Source organism: Metallosphaera sedula DSM 5348 (assembly GCF_000016605.1).
GTDB lineage: Archaea > Thermoproteota > Thermoprotei_A > Sulfolobales > Sulfolobaceae > Metallosphaera > Metallosphaera sedula.
On record NC_009440.1, the window covers coordinates 2,033,304 to 2,052,552 of the forward strand.

The following is a 19,249-nucleotide window of genomic DNA, read 5'->3' on the forward strand; positions in this document are numbered from 1 at the left end:
TGAATGATTTCTCTAGCAAAACAGTTCAGTGACGAAGAAGTCTTTAGGCTCCTAAGACCATATGTTGCGGAGTGGTTCAGGGAGAAATATGGATCCTTTACTCCCCCGCAAAAGGCCTCGATACCAACAATAAAGGCAAATCAAAACGTCCTTATTTCTAGCCCTACTGGTAGCGGGAAAACTATGGCGGCATTTGTGGGCATTCTTGATTCTCTCCTTGAACTTGCAGAGAATAACGCCCTAGAAGACAAGGTGTATGCCATATATATTTCTCCCTTGAGGGCTTTAAACAATGACATGTATAAAAATCTTTTTATTCCACTAGAAGAGATAAAAACTAGAGTAACTTTACCTCAGGAGATAAGAGTAGCGGTGAGAACTAGCGATACCTCGCCCAACGAGAAGCAAAAAATGCTCAGAAGGCCACCCCACATTCTAATTACCACGCCAGAATCATTTGCAATATCCCTTGTATCCCCCAAGTTTAGTCAAAAACTCAGGGACGTTAAGTGGATAGTTGTAGATGAAATCCACGAGTTGGCTGGAAGCAAAAGGGGTGCCTATCTCTCCGGTTTCCTTGAGCTCTTTGAGTCGTTCCTAAGTAGTGCACCTCCAGTCAGAATAGGTCTAAGCGCCACAATCTCTCCCCTAGATGAGGTAGCGAAATTCCTAGTGGGAGATAGGGATTGCAAGATAGTGGATGCGAGATTTCTGAAGGGGATGGACCTAAGGGTAATTTCCCCCGTGAGGGATCTTATTCACTCCTCAGAGGAGGAGGTGAGCAGGGGTATATATAGAACTATATTGGATGAAATCAAGAAGCATAGGACTACCCTTATCTTCACTAACACTAGAAGTGCTGCAGAAAGAGTATCATATAGAATAAGAAAGATGGTGGAGGAGGAGAAACTATTCGACGCTGACCTAATCGGTGCCCATCACAGTAGTCTTAGTAGAGATGTCAGGCTAGAGATTGAGAACAAATTGAAGAACGGAGAGCTAAAGGTTGTTGTATCGTCAACCAGCTTGGAGTTAGGAATAGATATTGGATATATTGACCTTGTCCTTCTCCTCAGTAGTCCTAAGAGTGTGAGCAGGTTACTCCAGAGAATAGGGAGAGCAGGTCATCACATAAGACAGGTAAGCAAGGGAAGAGTAATAGTGGTTGACAGGGACGACTTAGTTGAATGTGCCATCTTAACTAAACTGGCCAGAGAGAAAAAGATAGATAACGTTCACATACCCAGAAAGCCCCTCGATGTCCTGGTTCAGCTAATACTGGCCTCATCCCTAATGGGTGAACAGGATATAGAGAAGCTATACTCTACAATAAGGAGATCCTATTCCTTTTCCAACCTAACTAGGGAGGAATTTGATTCCATAGTTGATTATCTTTTGGGAAAGTTTGGACTTGATAGCAAAAACGTGTACCCTAAGATAAGGATGGGGGATAAGGGAATTAGGCCGAAACGGGGTGGCAGGATGATCTTCTACATGAACAGCGGAACAATTCCAGAGGAATCCCTGATACCTGTTTTCACGGAGGGAAATAAGTACGTAGGAAACCTCGAAGAGGAGTTCGTGGAAATCCTATCCCCTGGCGATATCTTCATACTAGGTGGAAGAACCTACGAGTTCCTTCTTTCCAAGGGGAACAGGGTCATTGTAAAGCCCGCTGAGGGACAGAGGCCTACAGTCCCGAGCTGGTTTTCGGAAATGTTACCCCTTGCCATAGAGTCGGCCATGGAAATTGCATCATTTCGAGGAAAGATAGCCCAAATGATTCGAGACGGTAAGTCTCAGGACGAGATAGTGACCCATATAGAGAACTACCTTGATGTCTCCAAATCGGCTGCCAGGTCTATTTATACTTACATCCTGGAGGAGTACCTATTCATTGAAGGATATGTGCCTGACGACAAAAACTTACTTGTTGAGATTTACGACGATGAGGAGGATAGAAGGAACTTCATATTTCACGCTCTCTTTGGGAGGAGAGCCCTGGACGCGCTTTCAAGAATAATAGCGTGGAAGCTCGGATCGGATCTCAACATGGACGTTAGGACATCCATAACCGACAATGGCTTCGTTTTAACCATAGGTGAAAAGAGGGACTATGACATTGCCAAGGCCCTAATGGAGATTAACCCTGAAGATGTGTACGACCTCCTAGGAAACATAGTCCTAAGAACGGAGATGGTTAAACGAAGGTTCAGACATACTGCTGAAAGGTCCCTAATGCTTCTCAAAAGGTATAAGGGGAGAGAGACCAGTATAGACAGAAGGCAGATTAATTCTGAAGTCCTGTTAAACGTAGTGAAGGAGATACCCAATTTTCCAGTACTCAAAGAGACTCTTAGGGAAATTCTAGAGGATTACATGGATATCCATAGTGCGAAATGGATTCTGGAGAGGATAATTGCGGGAGATATCAGGGTCAAGGTAATAGGACCTAACCCGATACCAAGCCCCTTCGCACATCAAATACTAGCCAAGGAGTATAGTGATATAGTACTGGCCAGCGACAAGAGAGAGTTCCTAAGAAAGATGCATGATAAGGTTCTTCAATTCCTTAGGGAGAAGGGAATCAATGTCGATCTCAGCTACACCACTGTCAGTGAGTAAGAATCCCTTAATACAATCTGGCCCCACTATGATCCACGGAACCCTCCACATTCGCATGTTTTCCATATCCTTTCCGCTTGGGTAACATATTTCTTCGTGGGAGTGAACTATTGCCTGCAGTCCGTCTAAGTACTTGTATAACTCTACAGGATCCATTAGAAATTCATCATCAAAATAGGAAATATTCGCTATCTCAATGAATCTATTCTTGTATAATATCCCGCATCTTTCCCTCAGATGGACCATAACCCCTCTAGTCCAGCGATGGATTTCAGAATATCGGTTCTCGTGACCATTCCTGTGACCCTGTTAATGGCATCCATAACCACTAATCTTCCGACATTATATGTCACCATCTTTTTAACGGCCTCCATTATATCATCCTCCTCCTTTATGGTTATCACATCTCTCTTCATGTAATCTGAGACCGTTGCGTCGAAGTTACCCTCATAAAATGCCCTCATTAAGTCTGCAGTTGTAATTATCCCTATGACGTTCCCTGACTCGTCTAGAACAGGGGCTCCCCTTATCCCCTCCTTGTGAAGTATCCTCGAGGCATCCCTTAAAGACATGTTAGGTTTCAAGGAGACGAGCCTCTTCCCTATTATGTTCTTTACCTTTTCCTTTGGGATGCTTATCATTCTCTTTACATCAATGATAATTTCCCTACGTTCTTCCTCTGCATTGAGCACAACACCCTCTATAACAAGCCTGCTGTAAGGCGTTGGTCCCACCCTAACGCTATCACCCGGCCTGATCTTCCTGGGATCTCCTGAGATTTTCAGGATGACCCTATTCCCTGAGGGATTAGTTATGTCCAGGAGTTCAATGTTTTCCACTTTAACATCGGTTTCCACGTTTCCACGATAGAGACTTAACTTATCCAGTATTGGCAATATGCTCGGGTTCTTTACGAACTCGTAGGCCTTCAATGTTGGCAAGTATCCTCCATTTGGACCTGGCTTAGAGTCCACCAGTCCAAGGACCTTCAGGCTTAGAATGATATTTCTAACAGTACCTTCGTCCTTACTTATCATGTCGGCAACTTCCTTGCTTTTGATCATTTTCTTTTGCCTATTATAGAGCTCAATTAACGCTAAGAGTATCTCCCTTTGTGTTGATGATAAATTTTGCATACCTAATTATCATTCAACCATTGTTTAAAAAGATCTATGGTTGAACAGAAACCTCTAGAACTTTACGTATTAGTTTTGGACTAACGTTGAAGACTTCTTTAGATATTAATGCTACGTAACTCGATTTAGGCAACGGATACTCTATACCTAAACTTATGGCAAAGGCTTTTTTCATTGCTATGTAATTCATTTTATCCCTTATCAGGCCCTCAGCTAAGCTCTCCGCTAGCTTGAAGGCTGTGTAGAATCTAGAAAAGCTCTTTGCTGTATGCTTTATGGCGTCATTTGGAGAAGAGTCCAATACCCTCAGGGCCTGTAATAACTTGGTCTCGTCGGAAAACGAGAAGATAACCTCCGTGAAGATAAGCCTCAGTGCCCTAGCCAATACATCCTTGTCGTTCCCTGCAAGCGCATAGGCCTCCTCTGCACCTTTCTCCATTATGGCCCTGGACACCTCGTAGAACTTTTCCTCAAGAGGGAGGAGCTTATCAAATACCGGTCTATAATCGTCGTAAAGCCCTAGCCCATCCTTCCCCACCACGAATATACTAATGAGCTCCTTCTCGTAAAGGTTAGTGGACTTGAAGCCTCTAAATGGCCTTATATTATTTTTCTCGTAAACTTCCTGAACCAGAGATAAAAGTGAATTCCTGTCCATGTTTTCCCAGTTATCTAGAATGTTTCCCCAAAGGTCAGTTAGCACCTTTATTCTCTCTCTATAGAGCTCCTTAACCATCACATGCCACGAAGAACTATTATGCATTCTGCCTTAAAAAGGATATTATGAGAATGAGGTAATCATGAGTGTAGAGGATAATCTTAAGCCAAGTATTATGTTGATATCACCCACAGATATAGAACTAGATATAAAGAAGCTCGAAGAACAGTTAAAACTTCATCAAGACCAGGAGAGCGACAACGTCCAAAAGATTAAGGAGGATATGCAGAGGCTCTGGGACTTCGTATCGTGGTTAAGGGTAGCACAAGTGCAAGGTGTATGGAAGTCTAAAACCTGCAGACACTCAATAAACGGGAGATGTAATGCGTGGAATGTAAGTGAACCGGAAAGGATAGGTTTAAGCTCGGAATACGTTGAAGCTGGAAGTGACAACATAAAACATGTGGTGGTAGAGAGATACCCCCACTTCTGCATTACATGCCCGTTATACGAGGCCAAGAGAAGTTAAGATCTTTCTTTTATCCCTTTCATCCAGAACCTTTTTCAAGATATCCAGTTTTTCAGATTGCAGGTCCTGGTTCTCCGATAGCAGGTCCAGCAAGCTTTCAGCTAGGTCATCCACGATGAGACGAGCTATATACTTCTTCTCCTCCTCATCGGCAATGCTCAACGCCCTTAGTATCGTCAAGTCGCTTGCGTGGGTTCTCCCCTTGTAAAACTTGACAATGGAGGCCGGAGATACTCCCAAATCCCTGGCTAATTCACTTTTACTCCTCTTTTCCAGGAGAAGTGCTACTATTTTCTCCCTACACTCTTTACTTATGTTGTGAACAGCACGCATTCAGACGTAGTTTAACTTTAATTCTATTAACTTCATCACTGCTTTTGTCCTAAATGAAATCGATAGTATTCAACCAAGGTATTATTGAAGCTGAAGTGCCTGAAATACCTGTGAACAGAAATTTTGTAGAGATATCCACTGAGGAAGCACTCATAGACGGAATTGAAAATGGGATATATCTAGGCCTAATTTGGGTTAGACCGGGTACTATTCTCGGAGGAGTGGGTTTAGGAAGAGTAAGGGATGTTGGAGTTGATGTTGATGAATCCCTCATAGGGAAATTAGTTTTAGTCACTCCCTTCTCTAAGGCTTTTGGTGGTATTGGGACTGAGATTCACGGTGTATTAGCGGAAAGGGCTGTAATACCAGCGGACTCCCTAGTGAGCCTGCCTGAAGGAATGGACGAGAGAGCCCTACTGCTTCCCTTCGTCTCCATGGCCCTCGAAATAAGGGAAAAAGTTAGGGGCGGTTCGGTTCTCGCTATTGGCAATGGTTTGCTCACTAGGATCCTCGCAGATTTGGTGAGTGACCTTGCAATAATTGAGGACGATGATACCTCGTCTAAGAGAAGTGCCGCGTTAGAGAGAACATGGGATTACGTTGTTGTCTCCACCATTAGGGGATGGGCCAGACATCTTGCAGAGAAGCTTATTAGTCCAGGCGGTAAAATCATTATTCCAAAGTTTATGAATTCATGGCCACCCTTGACTCCTCGATCTAGCGAAATGGTGTACCCGTTTGTGAGAAAGGACGCCTTTAAGCATCTAGATAGTAAAGAGAGCGAGAAATTATTGAAAAACTTCATTGGGAAATCTGACAATATAATTGCATCAATACCTACTTCGAAACCTGGAATAATAGTAAGTATGAAAAAGTTAAACAGAAATTCATAGCTTAGATTTTATTAGATTACCTAAGATTTCTATACCCTTCTCTATCTCCTCCTTACTGGGGAAACTGAAGTTTATTCGCATGGTATTTGCCCCACTATAGTCGTAATAGAAGCTATTACCTGGCACGTAGGCCACTCCCTTTAACATAGCCTCTTGCAGTAGTTGAGTGGTATTGAACTTCTCAGGTAACCAAGTGAACACGAACATTCCACCCACCGGCTTAGTTCTCTTCACTACAGATGGGAAGTACTTGTCCATTGCCTGTATCATGTAGTCCCTCTTCTGTTTGTAGAGGGCCTTGGTTTTGGGCAAGTTAGATTGTATTACCCCCCTCCTTATGGCCTCTGCAGCTATAAACTGGTTCAATGAAGGCGTGTGAAGGTCCACGTTTTGCTTGAAGAGCTCCACTTCCCTTATTATTTCTTCGTCGGCCACTATCCATCCTAATCTAAGACCTGGAGATAGGATCTTGCTAAAGGTACCAAGATAGATTACTCTACCCTCCTTGTCTAATGCCTTGAGAGGGGGAGGGTTATCTCCCTCGAACACCAGAAATCCGTACGCATCATCCTCCACTACCAAGAAGTCATATGAGGAGGCAAGTTCCATAAGATACTTCCTATCATCCAGGTACATGGTTGTGCCAGCAGGGTTCTGAGCTGTGGGAATAACATACATGAGTTTAATCCTCTTCCCTTCCGATTTCAGCTTCTTTAGCTGGGACTCGAGAGCGTGTAGGTCAGGTCCCTTATCTGTGACAGTAACTCCATGAAATTGGGGCTTTCTGGTACGAAGGACATTGAGGGCGGTAAGATAAGTGGGTTTCTCCACAATCACGTTATCTCCTGGATCTACGAGGACATTAAATAGGATGAAGAGGGCCTCCTGACTCCCCACGCTCACGAAAACATTATTTTCACTTATCCCGGTGATTCCCCTAAGTCCCGAGAAAGATACTAACTGTTTCCTAAGCTCCGCAACTCCTGCTGTTGCGGTATATTGTAGTGCAGACGAGGACTTAGTTTCAAGTATCTCATCTGTTATCTTTTTTATGTCCTCTACCGGGAAAGTGGAGGGATCAGGTAAACCGCCAGCGAAACTTATTACATTTTTTCCCTCGGTGAGCTTTAGTAAGTCCCTTATCTCTGAGGACTTAAGCCCCTTGGTTTCATTTGAGAAGAAGCCTTCCCATTTGCCCATAAATTCTATAGTTCGATATGGCTTTTATTATTATGCGTATGCTATATACGGCAGAGATATTAACTATAGGAAATGAGCTACTGACTGGCAGAACTGTAAATACCAATGCCTCTTACATAGCTTCAAGGCTAACACTCATGGGTTTCTCCGTTAGAAGGATCACTGCGATTAGGGATGAGCTAGAAGAAATAGCTAGTGTGATAAAGGAAATCCTGGGGAGGAGTCCTGCCATTGTGGTAGTCAGTGGGGGATTAGGACCCACATACGATGATATGACAGCGGAAGGTATTGCCAAAGGTCTAGACCGGAAACTAGTTATGAATGAGGATGCCCTAAGGGAACTAAGGGAGAAGTACCAAACCAGGGGCCTACCCTTGACCCAGGAGAGGCTAAAGATGGCCCTACTGCCTGAAGGGGCAAAACCCATAAGGAACGAGGCTGGGATTGCACCGGGCTTCACGCTCAACGTTAACGGGACCGACATTGTGGCCACTCCAGGCGTGCCAAGGGAAATGGAGAGCGTCCTGGAGAGCTTCCTAAACCACATGCTAACTAGACGTCCTCCTGTATACTATTACGAAGAGAGTTTCCTGGTAAGGGGAGTTATGGAGTCCACTCTGGCTCCCCACATAAAGGGGATAGTTAAGGAAACCGGAGTCTACATAAAGACCCATCCAAAGGGGCACGAAACTAGCGAACCCTATCTGGAAGTTCAAATAGCGTATAGCGGTGAGAATCCTGATAGAGTGAAGGAGATTGTGAGGAGTGTGAAAGAAAGGGTAAAGGCCGTAGTCAGGGAATTGGGTGGGACGCTAGATAGAGTTCAGAATCCTTAGCAGTTCTCCAGGAGTCTCCAAGTTTGGAAAATGACCGGTCTCAGGAATCTCAAAGTAATTAGCCTTGGCCTTCCTAAAGACTTCCATGTTTGCCTTAAGTCTGTCCTCGCTCCCGTAGATTAGGGTGAGGCCTTCAAGCTTGCCTATCTCGGACTCGTAGTTCGGGGCCTCCAAAAGTCCCCTTACCGTGTTAATGTAGCCCACAACCGACGTGTTCCTGTAGAGCTGAAGGAATTTAGACCATAACCAGAAGGACTGCGTTATCTTGGTAGGAATCTCCCCATTAAGCCTCCTATAGAACGCCAAGGCCTCCATTCCGAATCTAGTGGCAATGTCCATATACCTCATGTAGGGTATGGGATCTGGTGCCCTATACAGTGCCCCCATGAGTACCAGTTTGCTTACTGGGTTCTTTAGGGCATACTCTATCGCAATGAGTGAACCTATGGAGTGTCCCACCACAATTGGATCCTTCACACCTAGATATTCCAACAGGGCTTTCAAGTCTTGAGCATGATCTGAAATTGTGTATCTTGAGGGAGGGACTGAGCTTTTCCCATGTCCCCTCAAGTCATACGTTATGACCCAGAACTTTGAAGCTAGATCGTTAACCACAAGCTCCCAGCTTTGAGTAGCTCCAGCTAAATGGTGTATCATTACCAATGGTTTCCCAATACCATTTACCTCATAATGAAGATCCACATCGGCTAACTCCAGGACTGGCATTCACATCACCCTCCTCAAGGCATCCAGATCAAGTTCTGCTAGTAACACCGGGTATAATAGACCAAAACTCCTTAATAACTCTGGATTTGCCTCACCCAACCTGCCAATTGTCTCGCCCTTGACAACCACTTCAGCTGATCTTCCTTTCATGAAGATGTCGCTCTCGAACCTCCTGTAGGAAGGAGCAACTCCCAAGAGATTGAGCAATACCTCGTGCAGTGGGGCCTGAAGCATCTCGTAACTCACCCTGCTGTCCATAATGGCCATGGACAGCCTAGTTGAGTTAGAGTATTTGGTGTCCTTACTATCATCCCTGTTAACCACGTCACCTATCTCAAATATCCTCACAGGAAACCTAGAGTGCTGATTATTTGATAGGAACACAAGGCTATTCCACAGCAACGAGTTGCGAACGGAATCGTATTCCACGGAGATCGGATTAGCTATGTTTACCGCCTCCCCCCTCTGGTAACTGGACTTTGTTAAGACAAGCGTATATACTTCTTGAAACCCTGCCCCTACAAGTAGGGTTCTTAACTTTCTGTAAATTTCAGACTTTTCCGAAAGGGACCCCCTACTCGCGGTTCTTCCCGACTCCAGCGTAAAGCGATCGTACCCGTAAGCCATTGCGATATCCTCTGCCACATCTGTGTAGTTCATTATATCGACCCTGTATGGTGGAACTATAACCGCGAGATCCTTGTTAGTCTCCACCTCCATTCTCATCATTCTGATCAAGTTGATGGCCTCATCCCTAGATACGTGAATTCCTAGTCTCTTATTCACGTCATCCAAACTAAATGGAACTGAGGTATGCCTCAACACAGGTGACCTATCGACGCTCATCCCCCTTACCTTTACTCTCCCAATTATCCCTCCCAGTTCAGCTAGAGCCGTGGCCAAGAGGTCCATTGTCTCCATAACGGACTCAAAGTTCGTTCCCGTAACGTCAATGAGGAGCGACTTGGTATTACCAGTGATCTTCGTCCTGTCCGAGTTAATAACCGGAGGTACGCTCAGGATCCCCCTCTCATCCATTATTGCAGGGGAGTTGCTGTCCCAGACGGATATGTTTCCGTACTGTTTCCCCTGCGGTGTCTCTTGCAGGACATCCCTTACGCTCATTTCCCTTTCCTGGTTTAGTGGAATGAAAGTGGTAGAGAGGGAAACTGGGGCATATCTAATTATTTTCCCCTCTACCTTCTCAAGATCGTGTATTCCAATGGCTACCTTCTTCCTTCTCCTTCCTATGGTATCATGGAGTTTTTCCTGAAACTGGATTAGCTCCTTTAAGTAGAAATCTGGACTAAGCTTCACATTGTAAATGACGCACGCAAGAGCGTATGGTCTAGAGGCTACCTTTTCGACCTCAAGAACGTAATCCGTGTCCTTAACGGGGTAACTGGGCTCCCCTAGTTCCTTGCCCGTTATTCCCTTTAACGCCCTCACAATCCCGCCGAGGCTCAGCATGTCCAACCTATCAGCGTTTACCTCTATGGAATACTCGTCCTGACTTACTGGTGAGACTTCTGATTTCAACTTGAACAGATAATCCACTAATTCCTGCTCGTTCAACCCCGTCATATCCTGCAGTATCCACTTGTTCAGGTTGATGGTTGGCATTAGATCACCCTCCTCGATCTCAGGTACTCTATATCGAGCGAGTATAGATCCCTTATATCCTTGACACCTAGAAAGAGCATGGCCAATCTGTCTATACCTATCCCCCATGCTCCTGCTGGCGAGAAAACTCCTGCTGGTTCCGTAACCTCCTTTCTGAGCAGTCCCGCCCCAGCCATCTCCACCCAACCTAGGCCCTCAATGAAACCGTAAACCTCTACGCTGGGCTCGGTGAATGGGAAATACCCAGGCTTGAACTTTACCTGCTTGACCCCAAGTCCCTGAAATATATCACGTAAAGTAGAAAGGAGGTCCCTGAACGTGAAGTCCTCCTCTATGACCAGTCCATCCATCTGATGAAACTCTATGAGATGAGTAGCGTCAATGGAGTCTGGCCTAAACACCTTACCTATGGTAAAGGCTCTTATTCTCTTTGGTGCACCACTTAAGACCCTGGCAGTAACAGCGGTGGTCTGACTCCTCAGAACAAGCCTTCTTGCGTTATCCTCGCTCCAAGAATATCTCCACCACTTCTCGTGGACCTCCTTAACCTTCCTAACGAGGTCAGAACCAGGTAAGTTACCCTTTCCCTCAATCACAAAGGAATCGTGAATTTCCCTGGCCGGATGATCCTGTGGCTGGAACAACATGTCGAAATTGAAGAATTCAGTCTCCACGAAGTCTCCAGACACTTCCACGAAACCAAGCCCCACCATGAGGTCCTTCACTTTCTCAATGAAGTCCCTAAAGTAGTGGGTCTTCCCTATGGGAAAGAAAGGCGGATTAGCCTCCACGTTGTAGGGTTTAAACTCGTATTCTCTCCAAGAACCCGTGGTTAACATCTCGTGAGTTACGTAAAGTTCGGCTGGCCTTGTCTCTACTTCCCTCAGGAGTTGAACCCTTAGCATCTTCTCTTCCTTCACCTCAACAAGTTTCCTCCTTAGAAGGATCTCTAGAACCTCGCCAGTAGGTTCCTTTCCAGCCTGCAGATCCTTTAACGCCGTGTACTCAGGTGATACGTACTGCGAAACCTTGGGTATTACCGTGTCGTTCTCCAAGGTTATTAATCCCTTTCTTCTGGCCCATCCGAACCCTATTTCAAAATCCTTGCCCAGTGCATTTCTCAACTCCTGGATCTTTAAGGGTCTTCCGTTGAGGAGAGTAACTAAACGGTCCTCTGGAAGCCCTTGTTCGGTCCTAAGTTTTCCCTCGTCCGTTAGTCTGACTACTTTCCTGGTCTCCTCTGAGATGACTTTCACTATACCTTTAGATTCTAGGGTTGCGATAATACTAAACACTGAGCTCAGGGGAAGACCTGTTCCCTCTGCAATCTCCTGGGAGGTTGATTCCTTTCTCCTCTTTAAAAAATCCAAGATTTTGATCTCGTTCTCGCTCAGCATTACCCTACAACTCGATGGACTGGCCTGGCTGTAGTAGAATCGCCTCGTATCCCTTGTCCTTAACTCCCTTCACAAACTCCTGTGGATCTACCCTTATCATGTCCCACGTGTTAAAGTGTATGGGAATTGCTGCCTTTCTTGGCTTTATCATGTCAACAGCAATAACTGCTTGCCTAGGATCCATGGTAAATCTCCCGCCTATTGGCAGGAGGGCGTAGTCTGGTTGGAAAACTTGGCCTATTAGTTTCATGTCCTCGAAGAGTCCGGTATCTCCAGCGTGGTAAATCGTGGTGCGGCCATCAGAGACCACTATCCCTGTGGGATCGCTGTGCTCACTGGAGTGAACCGCCTTGGTAAGAGCCAGCCTTATCCCCTCGTGCTCCACGTAGCCACCAACGTTTGCTGGAATCAGTTGTGCCTCTGGGACCTTAAACTGATTTACGAGGTACATCTCCAGATCGAAGGTCGCAAAGAGCTTTGCGTTACTATTCATCTTTAGTATTTCCACAACGTCTCCCAAGTGGTCGTAGTGGTCGTGTGTAACCCCAACTACGCTTACGCCTTCCAGGTAGTTAAGCTTCACTGGGGAAAGTGGATTGTCCTTGATCAGGGGATCTATTATCACCCTTTTACCTGAAATAAGTATTTCCACTGCCGCGTGGCCTAACCATCTAATTTGGGACATGGGACATTGTATTAGGCTAAAAATAAAAATTTCATTCACGTATTTTCTTTCCATGACCGAGGACGAATTAAAGCTAGTAAAGACTGCAGGCGAGATAGCTTCTAGGGCCAGGGATATGGGTGCTAGAATGATAAAACCAGGTGTCAAGGTCATTGATGTCTGTGAGACCGTAGAAAAGGCCATAATAGAGGCTGGAGCTAAACCCGCCTTTCCCTGCAACCTTTCCATAAACCACGAGGCGGCGCACTACAGCCCAGTAATTGGAGACGAGAAAGTGATTCCTGAGGGAGCAATAGTAAAGCTGGACATAGGTGCTCATATAGAGGGTTACATAACCGACACTGCGGTAACTGTTTACCTCGACGATAGAATGGAAAGATTAGCTGAGGCTGCCAAGGACGCACTGAAATCCGCCATTTCCAATTTCAAGATGGGCGCATCACTCTCGGATATTGGGAGGGTTATTGAGAAGACTATAAAGGGATACGGATTCAAACCCATAAGGAATCTTGGGGGACATCTAATCAGAAGATACGAGCTCCACGCTGGCATCTTTGTACCTAACGTCTTCGAAAGGATCTCGGGAAGAATCCAGGGAGGAAATACCTACGCGATTGAACCATTTGCCACTGATGGTGGTGGAGAGGTCGTTGAGGGAAAGGACGTGACAATTTACTCATTGCGATCGAAACAGTTGAGGGGGTTAACCGAAATCGAGAGGAAATACCTGGAGGAGATTGATAAAAGGTTCAAGACATTGCCCTTCTCTGAAAGGTGGCTAGCGGACCTTGGTGGCAAAGAAGAGGTTGAGCAGACCCTTAGGAACCTAAGCAAACGCGGAGCACTTCACGCCTACCCAGTTCTACTAGAGGTCAGAAAGGGTATGGTGTCCCAATTTGAACATACAGTTTACGTCGACGAGAAGGGAACTCTCGTTTTAACCTGAGGTTACTGGTACTTTGATAAAAGTTTAATTTCTCACAAACGCGTGTCTATACGAACATTATGAATGGATTAATAATAGCTCTTGCACAGACCAGTAGTCAAGGTCAAAGCGGGGCAGCCTTGGCGTTCTCGTATATATTTTACATCTTTTTCATCGCCCTTCTAGCCCTTTCATTCTTCCCAGGAGTTCAGCAAAAAACCCAGATCATGTTCCTGAGCAGGGATGTTGAACAGAAGCTTCAGATGATAGAGGGTTACCTTAAGGACTCCAGGGGACTAACCGAGAAACTCTTGAAGGATAAGGGATTTGCTGATCCAAAGGCTTTCGTGGACAGAATAATAGATAGGTTCGTAATAGACCCAGTTAGCGTTGAACCAACAGATATCATTAACAGAATGAAGCTCCTCATGAGAAGCAACGAGGACACAGTGAGGGAAATGATCACTGCAGCTAACCCAAACATTGATCCCATGACTAGGAGCCAGATAGAAATTTCCACCGAAGTAGTGAACGCGCTCAACCTGATTTACAAGGTGATTAGACATTACCTCATTATGGCAAAGAAACTAAACAGCATCATGATAATGTACCAACTCCAGATGGTAGCTCCCATCTACGTGAAGTATGCAGAGGCATATGCCAAGGCACAGAAGGTGTTCCTTCAGGGAATACCCATAGGAGACGGACTTGGTCCCTTGGTTGCCTCAAGGTTTTTGATGAAAGCTGATCAGAAATTCACTGTTAGCAAGGATACCATAGCTGGATCGATTGAATTTGAAGGAAGGAAAATAGTCGTAGTTAAGGCAGAGGGCCCCATGGCAACTGTAGGCACTCCAGGTGAAGGTGTACAGAACGTAATAGAGAGGGAAGGCGGAAGAGTTTCCAGGATAATAACGGTAGACGCGGCGCTGAAGCTGGAGGGAGAGGAGACGGGTTCCGTGGCAGAAGGTATGGGTGTAGCAATGGGTGACCCAGGACCTGAAAAGATAGCCATAGAGAGGGTAGCAGTAAAGTACGGAATACCCATTGACGCAGTCATAGTTAAGATGAGCATGGAGGAGGCAATCACAGAGATGAGGAAAGAAGTGTACCAGGCAGCTGATAAGGCCATAGAGTACGTAAAAAGAATTATCCTAGAAAGGACGAAACCCGGAAGTACTGTCGTAGTGGTTGGAGTAGGTAACACCGCGGGCATAGCCCAGTGATAGGGAATGGCAATAAGCGTTGATTCCAAGCAAAATCTGAAGGTTAAAACTCTCATAAAATGCATGCAATGCGATTACACTCAAGAGAGAGACTTCCAGGTAGGTGACTTTGTACTCAAACTTGTGGGTAATTGTCCCAAGGATAATGGCCCACTCTACATTGCTGGAATATATGCTGAGTCCATAACACCTAAGAAATAATTTTTTAAGGCAGATCTGACTAGATAATTTTGTCCACCCGGCCATAGCGGGGGAGCAACACCCGGACTCATCTCGAACCCGGAAGTAAAGTCCCCTGCGTTGGGGATGCGGTGGGATCCGAAAGGGCCCGCAGCTACCCCAAGCTGGGATGGACTTTTAATTTTACATTTTGCATTATTGCCCATGAAGAGGATATTTGACGAAGTTCATGGCTCTATAGAGTTAGACGATCTATCTGTTAAGCTAGCGGATTTACCTGAATTCCAGAGATTGAGAAGAATTAGACAGACCAGTCTGGCATACACTGTCTACCCTGGAGCTAATCACACAAGGTTCAGTCACTCCTTGGGTACTTACTACTTGGCTGATAAGATAGGAAATAAACTGCTAAAAGAAGGAGCCATTACCGGTGAGGAGTTAACCCTTGTCAAGATATCGGCCCTCATTCATGACCTAGGTCAGTTCCCCTTCAGCCATGCAATCGAAAGTTTCTATATCACGAAGGGCCTTGGAAATAAAGAGCTCAGGGACCTGATTCTCAAGAGTCACATCTCTGACATACTGGACGACTATGGAATAGATCACAAGAAAGTTAGGGATCTCCTTAACGGAACTAGCATGCTGACCTCAGTAATTGATGGAGATGTTGATGTTGACAGGATGGATTATCTAATAAGGGACTCCACGCACACTGGAATTCAACTGGGAAGAATAGACCTAGATAGACTAATCTTCACAATCTCCTACAGGGAAAATGGAATTTCGATCCAGGACAAGGGAATAATAAGTTTAGAGAACTTCTACCTGTCAAGACTTCACATGTACCAGGCGGTGTACTATCATAAGACAATCCTAGGGTATGAACTATTTCTCAGAAGCATTTACTCAAAACTCCTAGAGGAATGCGAAACCAGACTTGAGGTGGAGGACATTAAGGAAATGATAGAGAGGGGCACTTTCCCTTATTGGGATGACGAGTGGGTGTTCGGATCCCTGTACAGATGCTACTCCGCCAATCCCAACTCAACTACGTCGCAAATGATCAAGGATTTCCTAGACAGGAGAGGACCCAAGGTCGTTTATGAGGAAATAAGCTATGATAATGAAAAGGACACAAAATTCAACGAGGTAACAGATAGACTTGCGAGACATATCCCCCAAGATTCTCTTTATCCCTTTGAGGAAAAAATCTCGATCCTGGATAAGTCCAGGATAAGGGTGATGACTAAGGACAGGGAAATAGACCTTGATGGTTATCCTACTCTCCTCAGGTCAATACCCGAGAGACTTATCATTAGAAGAGTTTATGTCGATAGAAGGTTTGTCAATAGAGCCAGGGAAATAATTTGATCAAGTTGCTTCTAACGGATCTAGACGGTACCCTAACAGAGGACAGGGGTACCTACGTAGTGGACATAGGCGCGATCAAGGCACTCAGGAGAGCAGAGAAGGCAGGTATCAGGGTGGCCCTGGTCAGCGGAAACTCATACCCTGTTTTAAGGGGATTACACAACTACCTGGGACTAAGCGGGGGGTTAGTTGCTGAAAACGGTTGCTTCGTTTTTCATGGGGGAGTAACTTTCAGGGTCTGTGAAACCGTCCCTAGGGAAGTAGTCTCAGAGTTCGCGAAAACCTTCAACCTTAGGGAGAGCTGGCAGAACGAGTTCAGGAGGTCAGACTTTGGTTTCACCCCGGCTGAATTGAAGGATGAAATGATCAAGTGGGCGGAGGAAAGGGGATTGGTTGTCCAGAGCAGTGGATACGCCCTGCACCTTTCAGGTAAACCTGGGGGGAAGGGGGCTGGGGTTAGAAAGCTTCTGGAACTCGCAAATGTGAAGAGAGAGGAAACAGGAGCGATAGGGGACTCCAGGACCGACATAGAGATGTTCAGGGAAGCAGGAATCACGGCCGCGGTGTCCAACGCGGACCCAGAGCTGAAGAGAGTGGCGTCGATCTCACTTAAATTAAAAAGCGGAGCAGGAGTTATGGAATTCATTGACATGTTACTGAGTTGATGACCATGGAGTTAGAGGAAATTGTATACAAGTATGCCCTCTGGAACGCGGTGAAACACAACGGACAGGCCCAGGTAGGCCCCGTTGTGAGTAAGGTTTTCGCCGAGAGGCCAGAGCTTAAGGCGAACGCCAAGGAAGTGGTTAAACTCGCCGAGAAGATGGTTGCAAAGGTTAACGCGATGTCCCTGGAACAACAGACTGCGGAGTTGCAGAAGTACCCTGAGCTTCTGGAGGAGAGGAAGAAGGAGGAGAAAAAGACTCTCTCCCCGCTTCCAAACGTTAAGGGCACTGTGGTCACGAGGTTTGCCCCGAACCCCGATGGTCCACTTCACCTGGGTAACGCCAGGGCAGCGGTCCTGTCCTTCGAGTATGCCAAGATGTATAAGGGCAAATTCATCCTAAGGTTTGACGACACCGATCCCAAGGTGAAGAAACCCATTAAGGAGGCTTACGACTGGATCAGGGACGATTTAAGATGGCTCAACATCACGTGGGATCTTGAGTTTAAGGCCTCGGAGAGAATGAGCGCCTACTACAATGTGGCTAAGGTGATGCTCGAGAAGGGGTTTGCCTACGTTGATACCCTTAGTGACGCGGAGTTCAAGGCGTGGAGGGACTCAAGGAACAAAACCGTGTATAAGCCCAGGACCAATCCACCGGAGGTCAACCTCGAGCTCTGGGAGAAGATGCTGAACGGCGATTTTGACGAGGGTAAAGCTGTGGTGAGGATAAAGACGAATCCGGAGGACCCTGATCCCTCAAAGATCGACTGGGTAATGCTCAGGATCATTGATACCAAGAGAAACCCCCACCCCATCGCAGGGGATAAGTTCAGGGTATGGCCCACATACAATTTCGCCACGGCCGTGGATGATCACGAGTTCGGGATAACCCATATCCTCCGTGCAAAGGAGCACACGACCAACACCGAGAAACAGAGATGGGTCTACGATTACATGGGATGGGAAATGCCAACCGTCCTTGAATTTGGAAGACTGAAACTTGAGGGTTTTATGATGAGCAAGTCCAAGATCAGGGGGATGCTGGAGACCGGGTCAGAGAGAGACGATCCTAGGTTACCCACTCTAGCAGGGTTAAGGAGGAGGGGGATCATACCCGACACCGTGAGAGAGATCATCATCCAGGTGGGATTGAAGGTGACAGACGCGACCATTAGCTTCGATAATATAGCCTCTGTTAATAGGAAACTCCTGGATCCCGTTGCCAAGAGGCTCATGTTTGTCAGGGAAGGGGTACTCTTTAAACTGGAGATCCCCCAGGAGATGAAGGCCAAGGTTCCCCTAATACCTGCGAGACAGGAGTTTAGGGAGATCTTCGTGAAACCTGGTGACGAGATTTACCTGGATAAGGGCGATGTTGAGGAGGGGAAGGTAGTGAGGCTCATGGACCTCTGCAACGTTAAGATAGAGGGAGACAGATTGAGGTTCCTCAGCCAGGATCTAGAGTCTGCCAAGAGAATGGGAGCTAACATAATCCAGTGGGTGAAGAAAAGTGAAAGCAAGAGCGTGAACGTGATAAAGGCTGATCCAAACAAGGATGTCGAGGAGATCAGGGGCTACGGCGAGGGGTACTTTGAGACCCTAAAGCCAGGGGATATTGTCCAGCTGGTTCGCTACGGATTCGCCAGAGTGGACAGCATATCACGTGGTGAGATTACCATGATATTCGCACATGAGTAACTTTTTAATTCTCGAGGCTTAAAATCCACGGCGTGACGACATAGGAAGGAGGATGAACGCAAATGGCTAAACCATCTTATGTAAAATTCGATGTTCCGCCAGAATTGGCGGAGAAAGCCCTAGAGGCTCTAAAGAAAGCTAAGGAAACAGGTAAGATTAGGAAGGGAACAAACGAAGCTACTAAGGCCATAGAGAGAGGGCAGGCTAAGCTTGTCCTCATTGCAGAGGACGTTCAACCTGAGGAAATAGTAGCACATCTACCACCTTTGTGTGAGGAGAAGAAGATACCATACATTTACGTTCCCACCAAGAAGGGCATAGGCGAAGCTTGCGGACTACAGGTAGGCGCGGCAGCTGCGGCCATATTGGATCCAGGACAGGGCAAGGACGTTTTAGACGAAGTAATAAAGAGAGTCTCGGAGCTTACAGGTAAGTCTTAATTTTTTGACAGGCTTATTTACAAGCCTTTTTTGGAATATTCGTTTTTGATTGATACGTTCTAGTTCTAGGGAATTAAGCGAGTCAGGTGTCATTGACGGAG

Annotated in this window: 19 protein-coding genes and 1 rRNA gene; 12 read left to right on the forward strand and 8 right to left on the reverse strand. The window is 46.0% G+C overall.

Annotation, left to right across the window (positions count from 1 at the left end; genetic code table 11):
- Positions 1 to 6: 6 nt before the first annotated feature.
- Positions 7 to 2,625, forward strand: coding sequence for an ATP-dependent helicase (locus MSED_RS10810; protein ID WP_374108057.1), 2,619 nt, complete (start codon positions 7 to 9; stop codon positions 2,623 to 2,625).
- A gap of 233 nt (positions 2,626 to 2,858) precedes the next feature.
- Here MSED_RS10810 and MSED_RS10815 read toward each other — a convergent pair whose 3' ends face one another.
- Positions 2,859 to 3,761: a CBS domain-containing protein gene (locus MSED_RS10815; RefSeq protein ID WP_012022041.1), complete on the reverse strand. Its 903-nt coding sequence runs from the start codon at positions 3,759 to 3,761 to the stop codon at positions 2,859 to 2,861.
- A 34-nt stretch (positions 3,762 to 3,795) separates the two neighbouring features.
- Complete coding sequence (locus MSED_RS10820) at positions 3,796 to 4,497, reverse strand: DUF2192 domain-containing protein (RefSeq protein WP_048060185.1); 702 nt, start codon at positions 4,495 to 4,497, stop codon at positions 3,796 to 3,798.
- A gap of 64 nt (positions 4,498 to 4,561) precedes the next feature.
- Here MSED_RS10820 and MSED_RS10825 point away from each other — a divergent pair, with 64 nt between their 5' ends.
- The gene (locus MSED_RS10825) at positions 4,562 to 4,948 is read left to right on the forward strand and encodes a hypothetical protein (RefSeq protein ID WP_012022043.1); all 387 of its coding nucleotides are present in this window, start codon (positions 4,562 to 4,564) and stop codon (positions 4,946 to 4,948) included.
- On the opposite strand, the gene MSED_RS10830 is transcribed toward MSED_RS10825, so the two are convergent.
- A complete protein-coding gene (locus MSED_RS10830; protein ID WP_012022044.1) occupies positions 4,925 to 5,281 on the reverse strand; it encodes a hypothetical protein in 357 nt (118 codons plus the stop codon). The genes MSED_RS10825 and MSED_RS10830 overlap by 24 nt on opposite strands.
- Positions 5,282 to 5,334: 53 nt before the next feature.
- On the opposite strand from MSED_RS10830, the gene MSED_RS10835 reads away from it, so the two are divergent.
- Positions 5,335 to 6,174: an MDR/zinc-dependent alcohol dehydrogenase-like family protein gene (locus MSED_RS10835; protein ID WP_012022045.1), complete on the forward strand. Its 840-nt coding sequence runs from the start codon at positions 5,335 to 5,337 to the stop codon at positions 6,172 to 6,174.
- Here the strand turns inward: MSED_RS10835 and MSED_RS10840 are convergent.
- Positions 6,169 to 7,374 carry an aminotransferase-like domain-containing protein gene (locus MSED_RS10840; protein ID WP_012022046.1) on the reverse strand — a complete coding sequence of 402 codons (1,206 nt, stop codon included), beginning with the start codon at positions 7,372 to 7,374 and terminating at the stop codon, positions 6,169 to 6,171. The genes MSED_RS10835 and MSED_RS10840 overlap by 6 nt on opposite strands.
- Before the next feature lie 38 nt (positions 7,375 to 7,412).
- Here MSED_RS10840 and MSED_RS10845 point away from each other — a divergent pair, with 38 nt between their 5' ends.
- A complete protein-coding gene (locus tag MSED_RS10845; RefSeq protein WP_374108058.1) occupies positions 7,413 to 8,210 on the forward strand; it encodes a nicotinamide mononucleotide deamidase-related protein in 798 nt (265 codons plus the stop codon).
- On the opposite strand, the gene MSED_RS10850 is transcribed toward MSED_RS10845, so the two are convergent.
- The 4 genes from MSED_RS10850 to MSED_RS10865 are packed head-to-tail and all read right to left on the reverse strand — an operon-like array spanning position 8,187 to position 12,641.
- Positions 8,187 to 8,936 (reverse strand): alpha/beta fold hydrolase, encoded by a 750-nt coding sequence (locus MSED_RS10850; protein WP_012022048.1) that lies wholly within the window; start codon positions 8,934 to 8,936, stop codon positions 8,187 to 8,189. The genes MSED_RS10845 and MSED_RS10850 overlap by 24 nt on opposite strands.
- Positions 8,937 to 10,559, reverse strand: a complete 1,623-nt coding sequence (gene pheT / locus MSED_RS10855) for a phenylalanine--tRNA ligase subunit beta (RefSeq protein ID WP_012022049.1) — start codon at positions 10,557 to 10,559, stop codon at positions 8,937 to 8,939.
- Entirely contained in the window at positions 10,559 to 11,956 is a 1,398-nt protein-coding gene (gene pheS, locus MSED_RS10860) for a phenylalanine--tRNA ligase subunit alpha (protein WP_012022050.1), read from the reverse strand. The genes pheT and pheS overlap by 1 nt, the downstream gene beginning before the upstream one ends.
- Positions 11,957 to 11,960: 4 nt before the next feature.
- Positions 11,961 to 12,641, reverse strand: a complete 681-nt coding sequence (locus MSED_RS10865) for a metal-dependent hydrolase (RefSeq protein ID WP_012022051.1) — start codon at positions 12,639 to 12,641, stop codon at positions 11,961 to 11,963.
- Between the two features lie 52 nt (positions 12,642 to 12,693).
- Between MSED_RS10865 and map the strand changes: the two genes are divergently transcribed.
- From map to rpl7ae, 8 genes are all read left to right on the forward strand, one after another.
- Entirely contained in the window at positions 12,694 to 13,587 is an 894-nt protein-coding gene (gene map, locus MSED_RS10870; protein WP_012022052.1) for a type II methionyl aminopeptidase, read from the forward strand.
- Positions 13,588 to 13,646: 59 nt separating this feature from the next.
- Entirely contained in the window at positions 13,647 to 14,792 is a 1,146-nt protein-coding gene (locus MSED_RS10875) for a DUF1512 domain-containing protein (protein WP_012022053.1), read from the forward strand.
- 6 nt (positions 14,793 to 14,798) lie between these two features.
- Positions 14,799 to 14,993: a hypothetical protein gene (locus MSED_RS10880; protein WP_012022054.1), complete on the forward strand. Its 195-nt coding sequence runs from the start codon at positions 14,799 to 14,801 to the stop codon at positions 14,991 to 14,993.
- Positions 14,994 to 15,026: 33 nt separating this feature from the next.
- Positions 15,027 to 15,145 (forward strand): 5S ribosomal RNA (rrf, locus tag MSED_RS10885).
- A 31-nt stretch (positions 15,146 to 15,176) separates the two neighbouring features.
- Complete coding sequence (locus tag MSED_RS10890) at positions 15,177 to 16,343, forward strand: HD domain-containing protein (RefSeq protein WP_012022055.1); 1,167 nt, start codon at positions 15,177 to 15,179, stop codon at positions 16,341 to 16,343.
- Positions 16,340 to 17,008 carry a phosphoglycolate phosphatase gene (locus MSED_RS10895; protein WP_012022056.1) on the forward strand — a complete coding sequence of 223 codons (669 nt, stop codon included), beginning with the start codon at positions 16,340 to 16,342 and terminating at the stop codon, positions 17,006 to 17,008. The genes MSED_RS10890 and MSED_RS10895 overlap by 4 nt, the downstream gene beginning before the upstream one ends.
- Positions 17,008 to 18,708 (forward strand): glutamate--tRNA ligase, encoded by a 1,701-nt coding sequence (locus MSED_RS10900; protein WP_012022057.1) that lies wholly within the window; start codon positions 17,008 to 17,010, stop codon positions 18,706 to 18,708. Before MSED_RS10895 ends, MSED_RS10900 begins: the two co-directional genes overlap by 1 nt.
- 62 nt (positions 18,709 to 18,770) lie before the next feature.
- A complete protein-coding gene (rpl7ae, locus tag MSED_RS10905) occupies positions 18,771 to 19,148 on the forward strand; it encodes a 50S ribosomal protein L7Ae (RefSeq protein WP_012022058.1) in 378 nt (125 codons plus the stop codon).
- The last annotated feature ends 101 nt before the right edge of the window (positions 19,149 to 19,249 follow it).

Excerpts from the sequence above, each read along its gene's own strand:
- MSED_RS10815 (WP_012022041.1), bottom strand. The coding sequence starts at position 3,761 with ATGCAAAATTTATCATCAACACAAAGGGAGATACTCTTAGCGTTAATT.
- MSED_RS10820 (WP_048060185.1), bottom strand. The coding sequence starts at position 4,497 with ATGGTTAAGGAGCTCTATAGAGAGAGAATAAAGGTGCTAACTGACCTT.
- MSED_RS10825 (WP_012022043.1), top strand. The coding sequence starts at position 4,562 with ATGAGTGTAGAGGATAATCTTAAGCCAAGTATTATGTTGATATCACCC.
- MSED_RS10830 (WP_012022044.1), bottom strand. The coding sequence starts at position 5,281 with ATGCGTGCTGTTCACAACATAAGTAAAGAGTGTAGGGAGAAAATAGTA.
- MSED_RS10835 (WP_012022045.1), top strand. The coding sequence starts at position 5,335 with ATGAAATCGATAGTATTCAACCAAGGTATTATTGAAGCTGAAGTGCCT.
- MSED_RS10840 (WP_012022046.1), bottom strand. The coding sequence starts at position 7,374 with ATGGGCAAATGGGAAGGCTTCTTCTCAAATGAAACCAAGGGGCTTAAG.
- MSED_RS10845 (WP_374108058.1), top strand. The coding sequence starts at position 7,413 with ATGCTATATACGGCAGAGATATTAACTATAGGAAATGAGCTACTGACT.
- MSED_RS10850 (WP_012022048.1), bottom strand. The coding sequence starts at position 8,936 with ATGCCAGTCCTGGAGTTAGCCGATGTGGATCTTCATTATGAGGTAAAT.
- pheT (WP_012022049.1), bottom strand. The coding sequence starts at position 10,559 with ATGCCAACCATCAACCTGAACAAGTGGATACTGCAGGATATGACGGGG.
- pheS (WP_012022050.1), bottom strand. The coding sequence starts at position 11,956 with ATGCTGAGCGAGAACGAGATCAAAATCTTGGATTTTTTAAAGAGGAGA.
- MSED_RS10865 (WP_012022051.1), bottom strand. The coding sequence starts at position 12,641 with ATGTCCCAAATTAGATGGTTAGGCCACGCGGCAGTGGAAATACTTATT.
- map (WP_012022052.1), top strand. The coding sequence starts at position 12,694 with ATGACCGAGGACGAATTAAAGCTAGTAAAGACTGCAGGCGAGATAGCT.
- MSED_RS10875 (WP_012022053.1), top strand. The coding sequence starts at position 13,647 with ATGAATGGATTAATAATAGCTCTTGCACAGACCAGTAGTCAAGGTCAA.
- MSED_RS10880 (WP_012022054.1), top strand. The coding sequence starts at position 14,799 with ATGGCAATAAGCGTTGATTCCAAGCAAAATCTGAAGGTTAAAACTCTC.
- MSED_RS10890 (WP_012022055.1), top strand. The coding sequence starts at position 15,177 with ATGAAGAGGATATTTGACGAAGTTCATGGCTCTATAGAGTTAGACGAT.
- MSED_RS10900 (WP_012022057.1), top strand. The coding sequence starts at position 17,008 with ATGACCATGGAGTTAGAGGAAATTGTATACAAGTATGCCCTCTGGAAC.
- rpl7ae (WP_012022058.1), top strand. The coding sequence starts at position 18,771 with ATGGCTAAACCATCTTATGTAAAATTCGATGTTCCGCCAGAATTGGCG.